This window comes from Rhodoferax sp. U11-2br (genome assembly GCF_018619435.1).
Classification (GTDB): Bacteria; Pseudomonadota; Gammaproteobacteria; order Burkholderiales; family Burkholderiaceae_C; genus Rhodoferax.
The window spans coordinates 25,436-46,378 of sequence record NZ_JAHFZF010000031.1 but is presented as its reverse complement, the minus strand read 5'-3'; the positions used below and the strand labels follow the sequence as shown (position 1 = coordinate 46,378).

Sequence of the window (20,943 nt, the reverse complement as noted above, 5' to 3'; positions counted from 1 at the left end):
GCCCAGACTGCTGCATCGCAGCTCGGCGAGCCTGACCAGAGGAATCATCAGACAAGAAAGTCGTCGCGCCGTGGCGAGAATTGGTCCAGCAGCATGCCACCCTGCTCCAGCGACACCACGCCGTGCCACACCTGGCGTGGCGCAATGAAAGAGTCTCCGGCCTTCAAGATGCGCTTGACGCCCGCTACTTCGACCTCAAATGAACCAGCCACAACAAACACAATCTGGTCATGGGCATCATGGGCATGCGCAGTGCCGATCGACCCTTTGTCGAACTGCACCATCACAGACATCAGGTCAGGCGTATGACCCACAATTTTTCGCCGGATGCCATCACCCAGTTCGATCCAGGGGGTGTTGGCGTTGTCAAAGTAATGTTCCATAGCAGTACTCACGGTGGTTAAAAAGACAAGCTTGTGCAGAAAAGTACAAGCTTGTCAGGACAAGACGTTTCCGATAATGTATCATTCATCAAACAATTTGAAACGCTGGTTCAATAAATAGTAACTGCATTTCATAATTGTTATGCGTTGCGTCAATGTCTGCCGCAGCCCGAATCAACCCAGCACCACACAAGGCCCATATCGAGCAACCATGGAAATTCGCCAACCCATCCACAGCGACCACGTTCGCACACTTGACACCGAAGGCCTGCGTAAGCATTTTTTGGTTGAAGATCTGTTCAAAGCCGACGAAGCCACCCTGACTTACAGCCAAATCGACCGCATCATCGTTGGCGGCATCATGCCCGTCAACCAAGCGGTGCGCTTCTCACCTGAGCTGGGCCGTTTTACAGGTACAGACTTTTTTCTGCAACGCAGGGAACTGGGTCTGATCAACATTGGCGGCGCTGCCCGCGTGGTGGCCGATGACGAGACTTTCGAGATCGGTTCGCGTGAGGCCTTGTACATTGGTCAAGGCACCAAGCAGCTGGAATTCACCAGTGTTGACGCTGCACACCCCGCCAAACTGTATTTCAACTGTGCGCCGGCACACACCCACTACCCCAGCCGCAAGATCACCCAGGCACAAGCGTCGCCTGAAACGCTAGGCGCCCCAGAAACCAGCAATCGCCGCACCATCTACAAGTACCTGGTGCCTGATGTGTTGCCGACCTGCCAACTCTCCATGGGCCTGACCCAGCTGGAACCCGGCAACATGTGGAACACCATGCCCTGCCACACCCATGACCGTCGCATGGAGGTGTATTTCTACTTCGACATGAACGACAACGCCGCCGTGTTCCACATGATGGGTGAGCCCACCCAGACCCGCCACATCGTTGTTCACAACGAACAAGCGGTGATCAGCCCGAGCTGGTCGATCCACTCCGGCGTGGGCACCCAAGCCTACACCTTCATCTGGGGCATGGTCGGTGAAAACCAAGTCTTCAAGGACATGGATCACGTGCCGATGAACGCCATTCGCTAAACAAACCGCTCAACACAACAAGGAACAACATGATTTTGGACAACTTCAAACTGGATGGCCGCGTCGCCATCGTCACTGGCTGCAACACTGGCTTGGGCCAAGGCATGGCGCTGGCACTGGCACAAGCTGGCGCCGACATCGTTGGTGTCAACGTCGCTGCTCCGGACGACACCCGGACTCTGATTGAAGCCACGGGACGCCGCTTTCTCGATCTGCGTGCCAATTTGTCAGACGTCAGCAGCATTGACGGCCTGGTGAAACAGGCGCTGACTCTGACAGGCAGCGTCGATATTCTGGTGAACAACGCCGGCATCATCCGCCGCGAAGATGCTATCAACTTCAGTGAGAAAGACTGGGACGATGTGGTTGACCTCAACCTCAAGTCAGTGTTCTTCTTCTCGCAAGCCGTGGCACGCCAGTACATCGCGCAAGGCACAGGTGGCAAGATCATCAACGTGGCATCCATGCTGTCGTATCAGGGTGGTGTGCGGGTTCCGTCCTACACCGCCTCCAAGAGCGGCGTGATGGGCATCACCCGTGCCTTGGCCAACGAATGGGCCAAACACGGCATCAATGTGAACGCCATCGCCCCTGGCTACATGTCCACCGACAACACCAGCGCCCTGCGCGCAGACGAAGCCCGCAGCACAGCCATTCTGGATCGCATCCCGGCAGGTCGCTGGGGTGTGCCAGCCGACATGGCAGGCCCGGTGGTGTTTTTGTCATCGGCTGCTGCCGATTACATCAACGGCTACACCGTGGCTGTGGATGGTGGTTGGCTCGCACGTTAATAACACGACCAGGGCCAAGCGTCTGCACACGTCATCGTCGCAGTTCCATTAGCTGATCTTCAAACGGTGTGACCTCAAAAACTTGCACTTTGTTGGCTACCCAACCCTTTGGTTGGGTAGTTTCTTCGGCTGTAAGGAATATAATTTGAAACACACTTCCAGGGGAATCAAAACAAAATGGCTGATGAATCCTATGATGTCAAGCAACCTGAGTCGGTGGCGGCCGTGCTCAAGGTTTTTGCTCTGCTGCAGGCCTTGTCTGAAAACAACGAGACCGGCATTTCTGACCTCTCAGTGAGGTTGGCCATGCCCAAGGCAACCGTCTACCGGTTTTTGCAAACCATGATGACGGTGGGTTATGTCCGACAGGAAAAGGACAGCGAACGTTATGGTTTAACCATGAAGATGTTCGAGCTGGGCACCAAGGCCCTGCAATTCCCTGACTTGGTCGACCTGGCCAAACACCACATGCAGATGATGGCCGACATCACCGGCGAAACGGTGCACTTGGGAACACTGATCGACAGCGAGATCATCTACATCCACAAAGTGGACTCGCGCCACAACCTGGGCATGTACTCCCGCGTGGGACGACGCGCGCCGTTGCATTGCACCGCCATTGGCAAGGTCTTGATGGCCTGGGAAGACCCTGAGCGCCGTGACCGCATCTTGAAAGGTGCAGATTTCAAGCGTTTCCGGGAAAAAACCATTGTGGACGCCGCAGCGTTTGTGACCGAACTGCAGCAGGTCAAGGCTCAGGGTTTCGGCGAAGACCGGGAAGAATTTGACGACCACATCCGCTGCCTGGGTGTGCCCATTTTTGACCGCCTGAGCCGGCCGATCGCGGGTTTCAGCATTTCGTTCCCGACCTTCCGCTACGACGACTCCAAGAAGGACGAAATTGTGGCCATGCTGCAAGGCGCCGCCAAAGACATCTCGTCCCAACTCGGTTGCTCCAACTTCCCACTGGACAGGTAAGCCTGCCACTGGCGCCTGCGGCAAGGTGGTTTTCTCGCTGATGCCCCAGCTGTGTGATGCGGCCTGAGCGCCTGATCACTCCATGAGTTGGCGCTGAATAAGCCGTCTATGACGGAGACCACTCAGTTAAGGCTCGTTCAACAATGTGATCCTCTGGTTTGTGCACCCCAAGACGCGCGAGCCTTGCGCCATCATGATCACTGTTGGCGCCTGCCATCAGGCAAACAACCGACCTAGTCTGCGTCGACTATCAACACAAACCTCGGGACGGTTCCGTGTTCTGTTGAAACCATCTCCTGCATGTCAGCCAGAGGGCGCATCCAAACGGTATCCTGCATGTCTCCCTGAAGGGGTTTGTAGAGAACACCTGGCTGCAGCGTCGCCTCAATCAGGCAGCTGCCAACCACTGTGTAGAGCCCGCCCTTATAGTGACGCAGTTGTGCGCCGGGTTGGCATTGGCCAGAGCTCAGGGCAACAGGTGGCATGAGCTCAACCTCCAGGAGTCGCAGTTGGGCAATCAGCCGCTCGGACTCGGCAAGACGCATCCGCAACGCCTGATTCTCCAACGTCAACCGCTGCAGCTCGGCAGCGAGGTCGTCAGCAACGGCCGTGACCCGCTCGCGCACGCTGTCACGGCTCAGTATCAAGCGAGCACCCAAAGCTTCCAGCCAGTTCAGAATCTCCACACGCGTGCTGTCTTTGTGCAGTGGATTCTGCAAGGTGGCCTTCTTGACATCTGCCCGCCGACACAGCTCGGACTGGGTGACCCGACCATGGTTGAACGGGTAAATGCCGTTGTGCTGGTCGATTTCCGCCTCAATATCCGCCATGGCAGTACGCAGCCGCTTAAGGGCGGCCTCGGTTCTGGCATTGCCTTTGTCAGGCGCGGTGCTGAGTTGGGGCAGGGTCTGGGTGCTGGACATGGCAGGAGTTTAAAGGCGCGACGTCTCTCAGTTCACCGCCCAATTGGCATCAATCAGAACATGACGTGTTGGCGCCGATGCCGATGTGGGTTAGGGACCAAGAATGGCTCCTTACGCAAACAACATCTGCGGCGGAAGCTTTTTTATGCTTGAAGTGTCATCAGCGCCCTGCTTAGCGCCGCAGGGCAAAGTAGCGTGCCGGCGAGTCGCCGAAGCAGCGCCGGAACATGGCAATGAAATTGCTCGGTGTGGCGTATCCCAGGGCGTCGGCCACCTGGGCTACGGGCCGGCCTTAGGCCAAGCGCTCCAGCGCATGGATCAGGCGCGCCTGCTGGCGCCATTGGGCAAAGCTGCAGCCGGTTTCCTGCTGGCACAGCCTACCCAGGGTCTGCGCGGACAGGCCGGCCCAGTCGGCCCATTGCGCCAGGGTGCGCGTATCTTGCGGCTGCCGCAGTATGGCCTCAGCCACGCGTAGTAGGCGCCGGTCAGTCGGCATGGGCAGGTGCAGCGGTTCCTGTGGTGCGCTGCGGATTTCGTCCTGCAATACGGCCAGGATGCGCTCCTGCTCGGGCTGCAGCTGGTCCTGCTCGGCCCAGGCTACGGCGCGCTGCACCAGGGAGCGCATCAACGGGCTGGTGCCCATCACGCAGGGCACGCGCGGCAGCAGGTCCTGCAGCGATGGCGCGATCAGCCCCCCCAGCCGCGCATGGTGCCACTGACGCTGACCCTGTGCCTTTCGCCCGGCGGTATCCAGCCCGCGCCTCTGCACCTGCACATTTTTCAGGAGTTTCCGTGTCCGCTACGCTTGCTATGCCTTCCGCCTTGCTACGCCCACAAGCGCCGCCCTGGGTGGCGGTGCTCATTGCCTGTACGGCGGCCTTCATGCTGGTGTTGGACGGCAGTATCGTCAATGTGTCGCTGCCAGCGATACAGGCCGATTTGCATTTGTCCACCGCGACCCTGGGCAGGGTGGTGGCCCCCTATCTGTTGGTGCTGGGTGGCTGCATGCTGCTGGCGGCGCGGGCTGGTGATCTGTGGCGGCGGCGGCGTATTCTGCAGGCCGGCCTGTTGGTATTTACCCTGGCCAGCCTGGCCGGTGGAATGGCCACTAGCGGACCTTGGTTGTTGCTGGCCCGAGCCGTGCAAGGCCTGGGCGCATCGGCGCTATCGACCTCCACGCTGACCATCATCATGGCGGTGTTTCCCGCTGGGCCGGAACGCGGCCGCGCCATTTCCTGGTGGGCCACGTCCACCTCCATCGCCTCGGCCGGCGGGGTGCTGCTGGGCGGTTGATTGACCACGGTGAGCTCCTGGCGATGGGTCATGTGGGTGAATGTGCCCATCGGCCTGGTGCTGGTGGTAGCCGTGGCGCTGTGCCTGGCGCCGTCTCGCAAGGCGGCTAAACCGCCCAGCCTGGATGTACCGGGCGCGGTAACCATCACCCTGGGAGTCGGCAGCTTGCTGTTTGGCATCTTGCAGTCCATGGCGCTGGGATGGAATTCGCCCACCGTATGGACCGCACTGGTTGCGGGGGCGGTGCTGCTGCTGTTTGTACGCATCGAATCCCGGGCCCGACAGCCCTTGGTGCGGCTGAGTATTTTTGCACTGCACAACGTGCGCATGGGCAATATCGTGGTGCTGTGCATGGGGGCGGCGCTGACTGCATCTACCTATTTCGGCTCCATCGTGCTGCAGCAAATCGCTGGCTACAGCCCGTTGGACACCGGCTTGGCCATCTTGCCCATGGGGTTGACAGTGGCGATGGCTGCTCCGCTGTCACGCCGATTGATGGAGCAGGGCGTGCGCCGCCTGCCGTTCTGGGGCGGCCTGATCAGTGCAGCCGGGCTGCTCTGGCTGGGCGTTATTCCGGCGCAGCCCGTGTTTGCCACCGATGTGCTGGGGCCCATGTTACTGGTTGGCCTGGGGCTAGGCCTGATGTTGATGACCAGCACCCACACCGCCATCGACGGCGTACCGCCGCAGGCCTGGCCTCCGGCCTGTTCAATACCGGGCGCCAGCTGGGCGCGGCCCTGGGGATTGCCGTGTTGTCCACCTTGGCGCATGCTGTGACCCGGCATGCGGCGCAGACAGCGCCCACCCAGGCCCTCTTACAGGGTTACCAGGCGGCTTTCATGGGCACCGCCGCGCTATGCCTGTTCGCCGCCCTGACCTCTCTGACGCTACGCCCTCGCGCAGCATGAGGGGATTGCATTGGCGCAGGCTCGCACACGGGCCGCACCCCGGCGGCGGCGGACACCATGCTCATCTATTGATATCTTCTGGCGTAGGTAATTCCAGCGCCAGAAGCTGTTTTCACCAAAAAACCTCACTGGCCGTCAGCCCGGACTTCAAACCCCTCCTCACAACCCTCGCCGCCATTGCGCGGAATGGCATGCAGCTTCAGCGTGTCGGCTTCGGTCACGGCGGCGCGCAGCTTGACGGGCACCACCTCGCCAGGTGCGCGACCATCGGCGGGCAGGTTGGCTTCGATCTCGGCCAGCTCCCGCAGCTCGTCCGGGGTCCAGAAGTCCAGCAGCACGCCAACCGCGTCTTCGCGCCGCACGGCCTCGCCGACCACAAGGCCGAGTTCCTGCGGCAGTAGATCTGCCTAGCCGCCATCTTCCATACCACTAGACCATAATCGCGCCCCATGCCCACCCTTCAATCCCAGCGCGAAGCACGCTCCATCGTCCATTGGATGTTGGTGTGGTTTGCGTTGTCCATCGGGGTGGCGGTGGCGGCCCCCGTCGTCAACCCGCAAGCGCTGATGCTGATCTGCAGCGCGGCGGGCAGCGTCAAGTTTGTGGCCCAATCAACCGGCGACAACCCGGACGGTGCACCTTCCGGCATGCAGGGCCACACGCTGGACTGCGTCATGTGTCTGCCCGTCGGCGCCCCGCCGTTGGTCTCATGGGTCCCGGCAACTGGTCCGGCAGTGCGCAGTCCGCAAACGGCATCGCCGCCGGAACATGTTCCGACCCGTTTCGCCAACGCCGCATCCGCTCGCGGCCCGCCTGCGCCGTTCTGAGTGCCGCTGACAGCGCGGGGCGCTGTTCGTCTGGCCACGTCCGTCTTTCCCCTTCGTTAGTTTCGCAATCCTGCTTCAGTGCGTCTGTACGTGGCGTACCGAACGAATATTTTGAGGTAGTTATGAATCGTTTTGCTATGCAATTAATTGCTGCTTGCGCTTGTTCTCTTGGTGCCAGCGCCGCTTTTTCTCATGTGACGTTTGAAGACAAAGCTGCTGCTGCCGGGGCCGGTTACCGCGGCGTGCTGCGCGTGGGTCATGGTTGTGCAGGCGCGCCCACCACTTCGATCACCGTCACCATCCCCGCCGGATTCAACGCCGCACAGCCCTTGGTGAAATCCGGTTGGAGTGTGAGCACCAAGGTCGGCAAACTGGACCAACCCTACGAAATGCACGGCACCAAATACACCGAAGGCGTGCAGGAAATCACCTGGACGGCCAAAGGCGCCGAGAACGCCTTGCCTGACGCGTTTGCAGAAGAGTTCATCTTCCGTGGCACCACGCCCAAAAAGCCCGGCACGTTGTGGTTCAAGGTCGTTCAGGCCTGCGAGAAAGGCAGCAACGCCTGGGTCGAGGTTCCCAGTGCAGGCCAAGATGCCCATAGCCTGAAATTCCCTGCCGCAAGCCTCGAAGTGCTAGATGTGCAGGCCGCTGGCGGTCACGCCCATTGATTTTGACGAGGAGCTTTTCATGACTTTCCCCCGTTGGACTTTGTCAGCCGCATTGGCTGCTGGACTCTCCGTGATGGCTGCAGGCGCTTTGGCGCAGGCGGTGGATGTGCAAAACGCCTGGGCCCGAGCCACGGTACAAGGCCAAAAGGCAACCGGCGCCTTCATGACCCTGACCGCCCCGACGGCGTCCAAACTGTTGAGCGTGAGCTCACCCGTGGCCGGTATCGCCGAGGTACATGAGATGAAGATGGAGGGTGATGTCATGAAAATGCGCGCCCTCGCCGGTGGCCTCGATTTGCCAGCGGGCAAGGCCGTGGCGCTCACGCCCGGTGGATACCACGTCATGTTGATGGACCTGAAGCTGCCATTGCGGAAAGACACCACCATTCCACTCACCCTGGTGTTCAAAGACGCCCAAGGCGTGGAGACCAAGAAAGAACTGAAGGTACCGGTGTCGCAGACGGCGCCTGCGGGTGCGCCTGCCGCCGCCATGCATGGAGACCATGGCGCCATGGGGCATGACGCTGCTGCAGATCACGGTGAGCACAAACACTGAGTGCGTCATCAAAAGCCCTTGGCAACTTGACCATGCGTGCCCCCCAGCCTCGCCCGCCACAAGTCCATCCACCGCCCCTGGGCGATATGGCTAGTGCTGTGCGTTCTGGTGCTGGGGGCACTGGCACCTACGGTGTCACGTGCACTGGTCTGGAATGCATCGGGGCCTATGCAAGAAATCTGTACCGCAGATGGCGGTGCAGTCTGGGTGAGCACCTCACCCGAGTCTTCAACGGACGGAGCCGCTAACGGGCAGGCGCCGCGCCCTTCCTTGGACCATTGCCCGTTTTGCCTGCAAGCCACGGACCGCATGGCGGCCCCGCCGCCCCATCAGCCTCACCTCTTCGTGGAGATTGGCGGAAACCAGGCGTACCCGGTCCGGCAGGCGTTTTTCTTCTTCACAGACATTCAGCGAGCGCCCCCGGCGCGCGGTCCGACAGCACGTGCCTGAGCCTTTGCTGCCCTCGCAGGCAGCAGTCTCTTCATGGTTGATGCGCGTTGTACCCGCGAGTCGACCCGTGTTCCCGCTTTTTTGGATGTATTCCCTATGTCGTCTTCAGCACCCGCGCCCGTGAGCGCGTCTTCATCATCCCGTTTTTATGCTACCGCCTGGCGTTGGCACTTCTATGCAGGTTTGTTTGTTGTTCCTTTCCTCACCGTCCTGGCCATGACCGGTCTGGTGATGGTGTATTTCACCGGCGTCCAGAGTCAGCTAGGTAACCTCGTGTATGTGCAGCCGCAAAACACGACGCAGACGGTGACAGCCCTGGCCAAAGCGGTCTTTGCGCAGTTTCCGGACGCCAAGCTGCAGGAATACATCGCACCCAAGTCCCCGGAGCTCGCCGCCTGGTTCATCCTGGCACAGGGCGATACGACTGAAGCGGTTGCAGTGGACCCTTACACGGCCACTGTGATCACGTCCGTGGACAAAAACAACACGGGCTTTGCCTGGGCACAGGCGCTCATGCCCGAATGGCGGGCAACCGGCCGCCGGTGGTGGAAGTCCTTGCACGCCAGCCTGGGCGTCTGGCTCAGCCTCGTGTTGTTCTCTTTCTTGCTGACCGGCATGTCATGGACCGAGGTGTGGGGCGGCAAATTTGTGCAGCCCTGGGGCACCTTCCCCGCTGCCAAGTGGGATGCGGCTCCCACCTCCGATCTGACACACGCCAGCCTGAATACAGCTGGCATTCGCGATGTGCCATGGGGCCTGGAACAAACGCCTTTGCCGCAGTCCGGCTCGGACGCCGGCGTGCCAGGCGTGGCAGCCGGCGAACCGGTCAACCTCGACGGTGTGGCGGCTTTGGCCCATCGTTTGGGCTTTGCAGGGCAGTTCCATATCAATGTGCCGCAGGATGAAAAAGGCGTGTACACCCTCTCTGCCGACACCATGAGTGGCGACCTGACCAACCCCTTCAAGGATCGCACTGTGCACGTGAACCAGTGCACCGGTCGTGTGCTGGCGGATGCGGCCTTTGCCGACTATTCCATGGTGGCCAAAGGCATGGCTATCGGCATTGCGCTGCACCAGGGGGATATCGGCCGGTGAAGCGCATGGACCAACGTGCTGTTGTGTCTGGCCGTTGTGTTGCTGTGCGTGAGCGGCATCGCGATGTGGTGGGTGCGCCGTCCGAAGGGTAGTGACAGCTTGGTGGCGCCTGGCGTGCCAGCCCAGACACCTTTGTGGAAAGGCGGTGCGCTAGTGATGTTGATCACCGGACTGGCCTTCCCGCTGGCGGGTGGCGTGCTGCTCATTGTGGTGCTTTTGGACTGGCTGCTGATTTCGCGCGTGGCAACCCTGAAAAATGTCTTGTCCTGAAGAACGGCTCATAGATATCTCGGCAATCACGTGTGCACGATAGCGCTCCGCACCGTAGCTCGGCTCCGGCCCCCCATGTTTGAGAGCCAGGTGCACAGCATCTGGCGCCTCGACAGCGACGCACTGCGGACAGGGAACCTGAGGGTGGAAGGCAATGTTGACCTTGTCAGCATCGCACTAGCGGGTGACCTGATGGGGGGAGTATTGGGTGGGGGGCGCGTCGCTCGCTGGTGCCTGTTGTATTGGCCTGAATCCCGGCACAAATCAGACCAACTTTTACGCCCCCCTTTAGGGCTGTGCGCAAGATACTAGCGCTCTTACGGGAAATAAAAGCATTGCGAATTTGTTGGACTCAAGCAATGGCACACTCGACTATTGTGGGCGATCGACCGAAAGCGGAATTCTGATAGATGATATCCACCACTAGGAAGGAAACATGCTCAGGTGGTTTGTCCCGGTTGCGATGAACTTCTGAAACGTATTGCAAAGAGTCAGTCACCAGTACGCTGTCTCTGGAAGTCCAATTTCAAAACTCTGTATCCGGTCACCAGCCTTTTGTGGCGAACATTGCTTTACTGATGCTCGGGTTCGCTGAAACGTAGAGCATCGACCACGCGTGAGAATGCTGGGGACGGTTGCCGACGGCTGGGATAGTAGAGGTAGTAGCCTTCAAATGGGGCGCACCAGTCTTGCAACACGCGAACCAGCTGCCCTTCCTCAATGTAAGGATGGAATTCCTCTTCTGGAAGGAAGGCGATGCCCAACCCCTCTAGTGCTGCAAGCACGATGTGGGGCGTGCTGTTGAGTGCAATTTGGCCGTCAACGCGGACATTCAGTTTTTCTTTTCGGCGCTCAAACTCCCAAACGTACAAGCCACCATGTGTTGGAAAACGCATGTTGATACAGCGGTGTGTCACCAACTCTCGAGGTGTTTTTGGTGCTGGGTTATTGGCGAAGTACGCTGGCGACGCCACGGCGGCCATGCGCAGTTTTGGACCGATCGGTACCGCAATCATGTCTTTGTCGATGGTATCGCCCAAACGCACACCGGCGTCGAAACGATCGGCCACGATGTCTCTGAAGCCGTAGTTGATGTCGAACTCGACTTTGATATCGGGGAGGTTTTTCAACAGGGGGGCGATCTTCGGCAGCAGTGTGGTGCGCACGATGTGATCGCCACAGGTGATCCGCACGGTGCCCGCTGGCTTGTCGCGCATCTCAGTCAACACGTCCATTTCCGCTTCAATCTCATCGAAACGGTGACCGATGGCCTGCAAAAGTCGCTCCCCAGCCGCAGTGGGTGAAACACTGCGCGTTGTGCGTGTGAGCAGCCGGATTTCGAGTTTTTCCTCCAGGCCACTGATCGCTTGACTCAGCGCCGATTGGGTCACACCCAAGAGTGCTGCAGCACGGGTGAAGCTGCCTTCTCGGGCCACCGTGACAAAGTACAAAAGATCGTTGAGGTTTCGTTTCACCATGCCCCATTTTTACATGGCCATTAATTAGTATGGCTAATATGCTCATTAAGCATTCATTAGCTAGTCAAAGTGATCTCCGTTTGCGAAGATACCTCCATGTCAACACCAATGGAGATTCCAACATGACCAAGCAAGCATCCGATCGCCGAGATTTTCTCAAGACAGCCGGCACCAGCGTGGCTGCGCTGGGTGTTCTGTCTGTTGCCAGCAGCGCCGCTTTTGCGGCGGACAACAAGCCCGTGTCAGATATGTCCAATGGCGCCAATAACTTTTTCAAAAGCGAGAAAGTGGCGACGCAAAAGGTGGCTTTTAACAACCAGTACAAGATGAAGGTGGTCGGGAACCTGTTCACCCCCAAGGACCTCAACCGCAACGCCAAACATCCGGCGATCGTCGTCGGCCACCCGATGGGTGCAGTCAAAGAGCAAAGCTCCAACCTGTATGCACAGAAACTGGCAGAGCAAGGCTTTGTCACTCTGGCCATCGACCAGTCATTCTGGGGCGAGAGCGAGGGTCAAACGCGCAACCTCGTCTCGCCAGACATCTACGCCGAAGCCTTCAGCGCAGCGGTGGACTTCCTGGGTACCCAATCGTTTGTGAACAGGGAGCGTATCGGTGTTCTCGGTATTTGCGGCAGTGGCAGCTTTGTCATCAGCGCGGCCAAGATCGACCCGCGCATGAAGGCCATCGCGACGGTCAGCATGTACGACATGGGCGCAGCCAACCGCAACGCGCTGAACCACTCGTTAACGCTTGAACAACGCAAGCAAATCATTGCCGATGCGGCCCAGCAGCGTTATGCCGAGTTCACGGGTGGTGCAACCCAATACACCGGCGGGACAGACCTGGTATTGAATGAAAAAACGCACCCCATTCAACGCGAGTTCTTTGACTTTTACCGCACGCCACGCGGCGAGTTCACACCCGCGGGTGCATCGACTGAAACGACGACGCGCCCCACGCTGACCAGCAACATCAAGTTCATGAACTTTTACCCGTTCAACGACATTGAAACCATCTCGCCGCGCCCGATGATGTTCATCACGGGTGACCAGGCCCACTCCAAGGAGTTCAGCGAAGAGGCCTACCGACTGGCTGGCCCCGCCAAGGAACTGGTGGTCGTGCCCGGTGCGGGCCATGTGGACCTGTACGACCGCGTCAACCTCATCCCCTGGGACAAGCTCAACGCGTTCTACAAGAAGAACCTGGCATAAACGCGACTTTCATGACAGCACAAACAAGTGGGGCCACCGCCGTAGGTGGCCCCGTGTGGGCTACATCAGTGGCTCAGCCTGCCAGGTGGGGCGGTGTCTTTGCCATGGCGCTGTGTGTCTTTGCACTGATTGCCTCGGAATTCATGCCGGTCAGTCTGCTGACACCCCTGGCGCGCGATCTGCGGGTCAGCGAAGGGCAGGCTGGGCTGGGCATTGCCATCTCTGGCGCGTTCGCGGTGCTCACGAGTCTGTCGATATTGGCTATGGCTGGCAACATGAACCGCAAAACACTGTTGCTGGGGCTGACCGCGCTGATGGCAGTCTCCGGGGCGGTGGTGGCGCTGGCCCCGAACTACCTGATCTACATGGTCGGTCGGTCGCTGATTGGCGTTGTCATTGGTGGGTTTTGGTCTCTCTCCGCCGCCACCGCAATGCGGTTGGTGCCGGCCTCTTTGGTCCCGCGCGCCCTGGCCATTTTTAATGGTGGCAACGCACTGGCGACCGTCATCGCCGCCCCGTTGGGCAGTTACCTGGGTTCGGTCATCGGCTGGCGCGGGGCGTTTTTCTGCCTGGTGCCGGTGGCCTTGATCGCTTTTGTCTGGCAGGGGGGCAGCCTGCCGTCCATGCCGACTCAAACTCGCCCGGCGGGCTCCGGCAACGTCTTCAGGCTGTTCAGGCATCCGGTGCTTGCTTTGGGGATGCTGGCAGTCAGCACCTTCTTCATGGGGCAGTTTGTCTTGTTCACTTACTTGCGACCCTTTTTGGAGACGGTGACCCGTGTGGATGTCGCCACGCTCTCGCTTGTGCTGCTGACGATGGGTGTCGCTGGATTCATTGGCACCACCGCCATTGGCTCCGTCCTGAAATGGGACTTTTATCGCACCTTGATCGGTATTCCGATCCTGATGGCTGTCATCGCGGTGGCACTCAGCCTGTTTGGCAGCCAACTTGCAGTGGTGGCTACACTGCTGGGTGTCTGGGGTTTGGTGGCCACTGCAGCACCGGTGGCCTGGTGGTCGTGGTTGGCAAGCATTTTGCCGCAGGATGCAGAGGCGGGTGGAGGGTTGATGGTTGCCGTGATCCAGTTGGCCATTGCCTTGGGCTCCGCCATCGGTGGGTGGTTGTTCGATGTAAGCGGATACCAGAGCACCTTTGTGGCCAGCGCCGCCTTGCTGCTGCTTGCGGCCTTCCTGACTTTTCTGACCGCGCGTTCGCCCACGCCAAGGCGTGCCTAAGCCACACGCAGAACAAGGAGACAGGTCATGACACTCAGCAGCCTTCGCGCCTGCATCGGCCAGCGCCCCTTCGCCAACAAGATCCAACATCTCCGAGCCTGGTGCGAACTGCGGGGCTTTGGCTTGATACTCGGCCTGCTGGTGCTCGGCGGCGCTTGTGACGCCGAGCAGCCACCCGTTCCCAGCCCACGCACTTTGGCTGTCGCACAGGCGGTTGAACCAGCGCTGAACCCGGAGGAATCACGCATGTGGATGACCGTCGGTGAACATCGCTTTGCCATCACCTTGACCAACAATACTGCGGCCCGTGCGTTTGCCGCGCAGCTGCCGCTGACACTCAACATGGCAGACCTCAACGGCAATGAAAAACATGCCGAATTGCCCAAAGCGCTGCCGGTGAGTGCAAGCCAACCGGGAAGGATCCACCATGGCGACCTGATGCTGTACGGTTCAAGCACGCTGGTTGTTTTTTATCTGAGCTTCGACACCTCGTATGCCTATACCCGCCTGGGTCGTGTGGGCGACCCTGAGGGCCTGGCGCAGGCCTTGGGACAGCGCGCGGTGCTGATCCATTTTTCCAAAAAGTAATTCATTTTTATCCAACCAAGGACAACACACCATGACCATCAAAGCCTATGGCGCCCATGCGGCTGACCAAGCTCTTGAACCGATCGACATCACACGGCGCGCGCCAGGCGCGCACGATGTGCAGATCGCCATCGCTTACTGCGGCGTGTGTCACTCTGACATCCACCAGGTGCGTTCCGAGTGGGGCGGAACACTCTACCCCTGCGTGCCAGGGCATGAAATCGTTGGCCGTGTCTCCGCCCTGGGTGCACATGTCTCGGGCGTGCAGGTCGGTGATCTGGTGGGTGTCGGCTGCATTGTTGACAGTTGCAAACACTGCGAGGACTGTGACGACGGCTTGGAGAACTACTGCGACCACATGGTCGGCACCTACAACGCCCCGACCCCGGAAGCACCTGGCTACACGCTGGGTGGGTACTCGCAGCAGATCGTCGTGCACGAGCGTTATGTGCTGCGCATCCGTCACCCCGAGGCACAATTGGCTGCTGTGGCACCGCTGCTGTGTGCCGGTATCACCACCTATTCGCCGTTGCGGCATTGGAAGGTCGGGCCGGGGCAGAAGGTGGGCGTGGTTGGCATCGGCGGCCTGGGGCATATGGGCATCAAACTGGCGCACGCCATGGGTGCACACGTGGTGGCCTTCACCACGTCTGAATCCAAGCGCGAAGCGGCCAAGTTGTTGGGCGCGGATGAGGTGGTCGTCTCGCGCCATGCCGAGGAAATGGCGGCGCATGCCAAGAGTTTTGACTTCATTTTGAACACGGTTGCCGCGCCACATGATCTGGATGCGTTTCTGACCCTGCTCAAGCGAGACGGCACGATGACGCTGGTCGGCGCGCCGGCCACGCCACATCCGTCGCCCAACGTGTTCAACCTGATCATGAAGCGCCGGAGCCTCGCCGGGTCGATGATTGGCGGCATCCCCGAGACGCAGGAGATGCTGGATTTCTGTGCCGAGCATGGCATCGTGTCCGATATCGAGATGATCAAGATGGACGAGATCAACACAGCCTATGAGCGCATGCTCAAAGGTGATGTGAAGTACCGTTTTGTGATCGATTGCGCCAGCCTGGCGGCGTAGTTTTTTAAACCAACCAAACCAGAGGGCGGGTGGCATTGCGACCACCCTTTGGCGTTTGCAGCTTCCAGAGTCTCCTCATGAAAAAAATCTGCGTGCGCCTGCTCCAAGCCTTGGCCCTTGTGGTGGTCTTGGCCGTCGCTGCCATCGCCGCCTACTTGCAGCACCCGTTGTTTGGACACTTGCCCGAGGGTGACCGGCAGGCGCGTATTGCGCAATCGCCCAGCTTCGCCAATGGGATCTTCCACAACCAGATCGACTCGCCGCTAAGCACAACGGACCAATCCGAGTTGTCCATGTGGATGGAGACGATCTTTGGGCAAAAAGGCCATCCCCGTCCACCCAGCGCCATCCCAACGATCAAAACCGACCTGAAGGCGCTGAATGCAACGCAAGACATGGTGGTCTGGCTGGGCCACTCGTCCTATTTTGTGCAACTGGGCGGGCAGCGCATTCTGATCGACCCGGTGTTCAGCACCAACGCCGCACCTGTACCGCTGGCGAACGTGGCCTTCGATGGCGCCAGCATCTATACGGCAAACGATATGCCGGAGATTGACCTTCTGTTGATCACCCACGACCACTACGACCATCTGGATTACCCGAGCATCCAGGCGCTGCGGCCCAAGGTCAAACAGGTGGTCACGGGGCTGGGTGTTGGCGCGCATTTCGAGGCCTGGGGCTACGACAAACGTGCCGTGCAAGAGGCCGACTGGTACGCGACCGTGCATCCGGTGCCGGAACTGCACATCCACGTCGCCCCGGCGCGGCATTTTTCTGGACGCTCGTTCACCCGCGACAAATCCTTATGGGTCGGCTTCGCACTGGTGTCACCGCAGCGCCGGATCTTCTTCAGCGGCGACTCGGGATACGCGCCGCACTTTGCTGAACTTGGGCGGCGCTTGGGTCCGTTCGACTGGGTGGCGTTGGACGCTGGGCAGTACGACCCGCGTTGGGCCAATGTTCACATGAACCCTGAGCAGGCTGCGCAAGCGGCTGAAGATCTGCGAGCCAGAGCATTGACGCCTGCCCATATCGGACGCTTTTCCATTTCCCCCCATGATTGGGACGATCCTTTTAAGCGGATCACGGCCGCCAGTCAGGGGAGAAGCTATGCCCTGTGGACACCAGAAATCGGCCTCCCCATCTATCTCGATGGCCGAGCACATACTTTCACGCCTTGGTGGGAGACAGTCACTAACACCCGATAGCGCGATTCAGGAGCTGACCAAGACGATTTTTCGCGCTCCGAACCCCAGACCTGTTCCAGCCTTGGTGCTCCTGTTTGTGAAAACGTGGTCACATTGCCGACCGTGCAAGGCGTATTTGACCGGCCGGTTTTGCCGTGGTAGCTCCGCAAACCCAACTACCTCTTTGGGCAAAACGGGTAATCACATCGGAGCGTTGCCTTACTGCTACAAATGTCGGCGTCCGAGTGAACCAGTTTCATGAATTTGGAGGACGATCAACCATCATTCACAGACGTCGGCATCGTGCCTATGGACTAAGCCGCTCGCTCGGTATTCGCCTCAGTTTCCACCCTCTGTGCTTTTACGGCGCCTGCCTTCACACCATCGTTGGAGCTGCCTCTGCTGCGGTCAGGGGCAGGCACCCTACATGATCCAGCTTCGGCATTCTCTGGCCCCCGAAAATCAGACGCTGTTGTTTATGTGAATGGCGGCAAAATCGCGATCCTGAAAGACATAGGCATTCAAAGCGCTGAGGGGCACATGTAGCGCTTCGTCCTTTGCAAACGCAGCGAGCAGATAGTCAATCGTGGCCCTGACCCTGGGAGCTATCAACGCTCGATGAGGAAATTGCATCACCATCTCGTAGCTTCCGGGATCATGCAGCCCAAGCATCACAATCTTCAGCCTGCCGCAAGCCAAATAGCGCCACGCATGGTGGACTCCAACTTGTGCGATCCCCAAGCTCAGACTGGCTGCCTGCGCCATTGCCTCAGGGGCGGACAAGGTGACTGCCGCTGCATCCATATCCAGCGTGGTGATGCTGCCGTCAGCGGCCCTAAAGTTCCATGGCGAAGCCTTTCTGCCTAGAAAACGCCGCACGATTAGCTTGTGCTGTCTGAGTTCCTGCGTTGTATGCGGCACGCCCTCTCGATTCAAATACTCAGGTGAGGCGACCAGCACCAGATTCATACGGCAGATCGGACGCGAAATCAATGCGGAATCGGCGATATGACCTCCCCTGATAGTCAGGTCGTAACCTTCACCCACTAGGTCAATCACTCGGTCGTCAAAGTCCGCTTCAACCGTCAAGGCGGGGTAGCGGGTCAGCAGCCCTGGTAACGCTGGCAACAATTGGTCACGCCCAAACCCGGCGCTGGTTGATATGCGAACATGGCCGCTGGTTTCGCTCCGCTGTGCCGCGACCGAGTCCACAGCTGAGTCCAGTGCATCAAGGGCGATGCGGGCTTGCTTGAGAAAGGCTGTTCCTTCATCGGTGAGACTCAGCGTTCTGGTCGTTCGGTTCATCAGGCGCACCCCTAGTGCCTGCTCAAGGCTCGCCACGTTCTTACTGACCGCAGCCGAACTGATCCCCAGCACGCGTCCGGCAGCCGCAAAACTGTCGGCATCTGCCGCCTGGACAAACGAACAAATGGCGCGCACGCGCTGTGACATATCCATAAATGCCCTTCTAAGAGTTGAGCTAAACCTCATCGAATGGCCTTTAGAAAAAGCCACACCAAGCCTTTTACCCCTCAGATTGTCAACTCAAAGTTATTAAACGTTCAACCATAGAGCATCTTCCGGTTTCGAGTGACGAGAAATAGCATTCGTCCCATTGGAATTTCCAATGAATAGACGACGAGGTCTTGTCACCCCGCCACTTGATTTTTACTGATTGCATCGAAGCCTAGGAGTAGTGTGATGTTGAACTTTGAATTCCAGAATCCAACCCGCATCGTGTTTGGACAAGACACGATTTCTCGTCTCGACACCCTGGTGCCAAATGAAGCCCGCGTGTTGGTTCTTTACGGGGGCCAGAGCGCTGAGAAGAATGGCACTTTGGCCGAAGTCCGTACGGCGCTCGGACAGCGCCAGCGCTATGAGTTCGGCGGCATCGAACCCAACCCCAGCTACGAGACCCTGATGAAGGCCGTCGAACTGGTGCACGCAGAAAAGATTGATTTCTTGCTGGCGGTTGGTGGCGGCTCAGTCATTGACGGCACCAAGTTCGTCGCTGCCGCCGCCAAATTTGAAGGCGATCCTTGGCGAATTCTTGAGACTTTTGGTGGAGCCGTCACCCAAGCGCTTCCGCTCGGCGCGGTGCTGACTTTGGCGGCAACAGGTTCAGAAATGAACTTCAATGCAGTGGTTACCCGCAAGTCAACCAAGACCAAGGCATTTTTTGCCACGCCTTTGGTATTCCCTCAGTTCTCGATTCTTGACCCGACAAAGACTTACACGCTGCCCGCACGCCAACTGGCCAACGGCGTGGTGGATTCGTTCACTCACATTGCAGAGCAATATCTGACTTACCCCGTTAACGCACTAGTGCAAGACCGGTTCGCAGAAGGCCTGTTGCAAACACTGATCGAAATCGGCCCGAAAGTAGTGAATGAACCCGCAGATTACGACTCACGGGCCAACCTGTCGTGGACGGCTACCATGGCGCTCAATGGCCTGATTGGCGCAGGTGTGCCGCAGGACTGGGCGACGCACTTGGTTGGCCATGAACTGACATCGCAGTTCGGTCTGGATCACGCGCAAACCCTCGCCATATTGCTGCCGTCAATGCTCCATGTCCGCCGCGATAGCAAACACGCCAAGTTGCTCCAGTACGCCGAGCGAGTGTGGGGCCTCACCACAGGTAGTGAAGACGAGCGGATCGACCAGGCCATCCAGAAGACCCGCACCTTCTTCGAAAGCATGGGTGTCAAAACCCGTCTTTCTGAGTACAGCATCACCGCAGATGCCATCGACAAGCTGGTCCAACCGCTGCAAGCGCATGGCATGACCCAACTGGGTGAGCTGCAGGACGTAACCCCTGACGTTTGCCGTCAGGTCTACGCCGCAAGCCTTTGATCTATTTTTTACAACACGATTTACTTGGAGAACATCCATGCTGGTATCAATCATTTATGACAGTGGCTACGGCCATACCGCCAAACAGGCACAAGCCGTCGCAGAGGGTGTGTGCAGCGTTCCTGGCGCAGAAGCAAAACTGATCGCCGTGGCAGACGGTGCAATTCCGTGGGAAACCCTGGAAACGAGTGATGCCATCATCTTTGGTTCACCCACCTACAACGGCACGATCAGCGCCCGGTTCAAGCAGTTCATGGAAGACTCGACGCGACAGGCCTGGATTCCACAGAAGTGGCGCAACAAGGTGGCTGCCGGATTCACGAACTCAGGTGCTATGCACGGTGACAAACTCCAGACACTGATAACCATGGTGCTGTTCGCAGCCCAGCACGGCATGTTGTGGGTCGGACTGGATGTCTTCCCCGGAAAGACGGCCGAAGAACTGAACCGTATTGGCGGCTGGCTGGGCGCCATGGCGCAGTCCAACGACGAGTCGCCCGAGTTCTCCCCCATTGCGAGCGACTTAAAAACAGCCGCGCACCTTGGCAAACGTGTGGCGGAGACCGTGCAACGTCTTCAACCCGCTGCTTGATTTGGGTTTCTTATTCACTTTTCCATCGACCCAAAAATTTAGCTGGAGATTTACTATGAAATTGCTTTGCCTCGACATTCCCCAACCTGGTACCACCATGGAACAGTACATGCCACATCTGCAAGCCGAGGTACGCCACGGCTGGCAGGTCTACAAGGGTGGCCTGGTTCGCGACTTTTACTTCCGCCAGGATCGTCCCGGCGTAGCCCTCATAGTTGAAGCTGATTCAGTAGAGGCGGCCCAAACTGAGCTGATGGAGTTCCCACTCGCTAAGTCGGGTCTCATCAGCTGGGATGTCATTCCACTGGGCCCCTTCCTGAATTGGGAACTGCTGTTCGCTCCGGGCAATCCCTGAACACACACTGCCAAAAAGACCATCATGAGCAAGCCAGCGCTCTAACTCAAGCCAGTTCTTTTCGAAATCCTGAGAAGGAGATCGCGACCATGGCCCGCTACAAACTCCAAGGCCGTGCGCGTCTGCAACAGTGTGGCGCTTGATACCGAGCGTTTGGACTT

22 protein-coding genes and 2 pseudogenes are annotated in these 20,943 nt (G+C 58.9%); 18 read left to right on the top strand and 6 right to left on the bottom strand.

Annotated features, from left to right (window positions below):
• Positions 1–47: 47 nt before the first annotated feature.
• On the bottom strand, positions 48–383 hold the full coding sequence (locus KKO72_RS17155) for a cupin domain-containing protein (RefSeq protein WP_214941723.1): 336 nt from the start codon (positions 381–383) through the stop codon (positions 48–50).
• A 211-nt stretch (positions 384–594) separates the two neighbouring features.
• Between KKO72_RS17155 and kduI the strand changes: the two genes are divergently transcribed.
• The 3 genes from kduI to kdgR all read left to right on the top strand — a co-directional run bounded on the left by kduI (position 595) and on the right by kdgR (position 3,200).
• Positions 595–1,431, top strand: a complete 837-nt coding sequence (gene kduI / locus KKO72_RS17150) for a 5-dehydro-4-deoxy-D-glucuronate isomerase (protein ID WP_214941720.1) — start codon at positions 595–597, stop codon at positions 1,429–1,431.
• 29 nt (positions 1,432–1,460) lie between these two features.
• Entirely contained in the window at positions 1,461–2,222 is a 762-nt protein-coding gene (gene kduD, locus KKO72_RS17145; protein WP_214941716.1) for a 2-dehydro-3-deoxy-D-gluconate 5-dehydrogenase KduD, read from the top strand.
• 177 nt (positions 2,223–2,399) lie between these two features.
• Complete coding sequence (gene kdgR, locus KKO72_RS17140) at positions 2,400–3,200, top strand: DNA-binding transcriptional regulator KdgR (RefSeq protein WP_214941705.1); 801 nt, start codon at positions 2,400–2,402, stop codon at positions 3,198–3,200.
• A gap of 233 nt (positions 3,201–3,433) precedes the next feature.
• Here the strand turns inward: kdgR and KKO72_RS17135 are convergent, their stop codons facing one another.
• Entirely contained in the window at positions 3,434–4,123 is a 690-nt protein-coding gene (locus KKO72_RS17135; protein ID WP_214941702.1) for a DUF1653 domain-containing protein, read from the bottom strand.
• 172 nt (positions 4,124–4,295) lie between these two features.
• Positions 4,296–4,748, bottom strand: a pseudogene (locus KKO72_RS21390) (helix-turn-helix domain-containing protein).
• Positions 4,749–4,801: 53 nt separating this feature from the next.
• Here KKO72_RS21390 and KKO72_RS21305 point away from each other — a divergent pair.
• Positions 4,802–6,193 (top strand): annotated as a pseudogene (locus tag KKO72_RS21305) (MFS transporter).
• A gap of 256 nt (positions 6,194–6,449) precedes the next feature.
• On the opposite strand, the gene KKO72_RS17115 reads toward KKO72_RS21305, so the two are convergent.
• Positions 6,450–6,701, bottom strand: coding sequence for a hypothetical protein (locus KKO72_RS17115; RefSeq protein WP_214941693.1), 252 nt, complete (start codon positions 6,699–6,701; stop codon positions 6,450–6,452).
• A gap of 72 nt (positions 6,702–6,773) precedes the next feature.
• On the opposite strand from KKO72_RS17115, the gene KKO72_RS17110 reads away from it, so the two are divergent.
• The 6 genes from KKO72_RS17110 to KKO72_RS17085 all read left to right on the top strand — a co-directional run bounded on the left by KKO72_RS17110 (position 6,774) and on the right by KKO72_RS17085 (position 10,193).
• The gene (locus KKO72_RS17110) at positions 6,774–7,151 is read left to right on the top strand and encodes a DUF2946 family protein (RefSeq protein WP_214941690.1); all 378 of its coding nucleotides are present in this window, start codon (positions 6,774–6,776) and stop codon (positions 7,149–7,151) included.
• Between the two features lie 122 nt (positions 7,152–7,273).
• Entirely contained in the window at positions 7,274–7,822 is a 549-nt protein-coding gene (locus tag KKO72_RS17105; protein WP_214941686.1) for a YcnI family protein, read from the top strand.
• A gap of 19 nt (positions 7,823–7,841) precedes the next feature.
• A complete protein-coding gene (locus KKO72_RS17100) occupies positions 7,842–8,378 on the top strand; it encodes a copper chaperone PCu(A)C (protein ID WP_214941682.1) in 537 nt (178 codons plus the stop codon).
• A 36-nt stretch (positions 8,379–8,414) separates the two neighbouring features.
• On the top strand, positions 8,415–8,828 hold the full coding sequence (locus KKO72_RS21385) for a DUF2946 family protein (RefSeq protein WP_214941679.1): 414 nt from the start codon (positions 8,415–8,417) through the stop codon (positions 8,826–8,828).
• A 96-nt stretch (positions 8,829–8,924) separates the two neighbouring features.
• On the top strand, positions 8,925–9,923 hold the full coding sequence (locus KKO72_RS17090; RefSeq protein ID WP_214941676.1) for a PepSY domain-containing protein: 999 nt from the start codon (positions 8,925–8,927) through the stop codon (positions 9,921–9,923).
• 15 nt (positions 9,924–9,938) lie between these two features.
• Positions 9,939–10,193, top strand: a complete 255-nt coding sequence (locus tag KKO72_RS17085) for a hypothetical protein (protein WP_214941674.1) — start codon at positions 9,939–9,941, stop codon at positions 10,191–10,193.
• A gap of 572 nt (positions 10,194–10,765) precedes the next feature.
• On the opposite strand, the gene KKO72_RS17080 is transcribed toward KKO72_RS17085, so the two are convergent.
• A complete protein-coding gene (locus KKO72_RS17080) occupies positions 10,766–11,671 on the bottom strand; it encodes a LysR family transcriptional regulator (RefSeq protein ID WP_214941671.1) in 906 nt (301 codons plus the stop codon).
• 122 nt (positions 11,672–11,793) lie between these two features.
• Between KKO72_RS17080 and KKO72_RS17075 the strand changes: the two genes are divergently transcribed.
• The 5 genes from KKO72_RS17075 to KKO72_RS17055 all read left to right on the top strand — a co-directional run bounded on the left by KKO72_RS17075 (position 11,794) and on the right by KKO72_RS17055 (position 16,997).
• Entirely contained in the window at positions 11,794–12,885 is a 1,092-nt protein-coding gene (locus tag KKO72_RS17075; protein ID WP_214941668.1) for an alpha/beta hydrolase, read from the top strand.
• Positions 12,886–12,989: 104 nt separating this feature from the next.
• Positions 12,990–14,120, top strand: a complete 1,131-nt coding sequence (locus tag KKO72_RS17070) for an MFS transporter (protein ID WP_214941742.1) — start codon at positions 12,990–12,992, stop codon at positions 14,118–14,120.
• Positions 14,121–14,147: 27 nt separating this feature from the next.
• Positions 14,148–14,708: a cyclophilin-like fold protein gene (locus tag KKO72_RS21095; protein WP_251140733.1), complete on the top strand. Its 561-nt coding sequence runs from the start codon at positions 14,148–14,150 to the stop codon at positions 14,706–14,708.
• Positions 14,709–14,739: 31 nt separating this feature from the next.
• Positions 14,740–15,789: an NAD(P)-dependent alcohol dehydrogenase gene (locus tag KKO72_RS17060; RefSeq protein ID WP_214941665.1), complete on the top strand. Its 1,050-nt coding sequence runs from the start codon at positions 14,740–14,742 to the stop codon at positions 15,787–15,789.
• A gap of 77 nt (positions 15,790–15,866) precedes the next feature.
• Positions 15,867–16,997 (top strand): MBL fold metallo-hydrolase, encoded by a 1,131-nt coding sequence (locus KKO72_RS17055; RefSeq protein ID WP_214941662.1) that lies wholly within the window; start codon positions 15,867–15,869, stop codon positions 16,995–16,997.
• A gap of 441 nt (positions 16,998–17,438) precedes the next feature.
• On the opposite strand, the gene KKO72_RS17050 is transcribed toward KKO72_RS17055, so the two are convergent.
• Positions 17,439–18,434, bottom strand: a complete 996-nt coding sequence (locus KKO72_RS17050) for a LysR family transcriptional regulator (RefSeq protein ID WP_214941659.1) — start codon at positions 18,432–18,434, stop codon at positions 17,439–17,441.
• Between the two features lie 243 nt (positions 18,435–18,677).
• Here KKO72_RS17050 and KKO72_RS17045 point away from each other — a divergent pair, with 243 nt between their 5' ends.
• Genes KKO72_RS17045 through KKO72_RS17035 form a run of 3 tightly spaced genes read left to right on the top strand, consistent with a single transcriptional unit; the run spans position 18,678 to position 20,782 of the window.
• Entirely contained in the window at positions 18,678–19,835 is a 1,158-nt protein-coding gene (locus tag KKO72_RS17045; RefSeq protein WP_214941656.1) for an iron-containing alcohol dehydrogenase, read from the top strand.
• Between the two features lie 37 nt (positions 19,836–19,872).
• Positions 19,873–20,427, top strand: a complete 555-nt coding sequence (locus KKO72_RS17040) for a flavodoxin family protein (RefSeq protein ID WP_214941653.1) — start codon at positions 19,873–19,875, stop codon at positions 20,425–20,427.
• Positions 20,428–20,482: 55 nt separating this feature from the next.
• Positions 20,483–20,782, top strand: coding sequence for a superoxide dismutase (locus KKO72_RS17035; protein WP_214941650.1), 300 nt, complete (start codon positions 20,483–20,485; stop codon positions 20,780–20,782).
• Positions 20,783–20,943 lie beyond the last annotated feature (161 nt).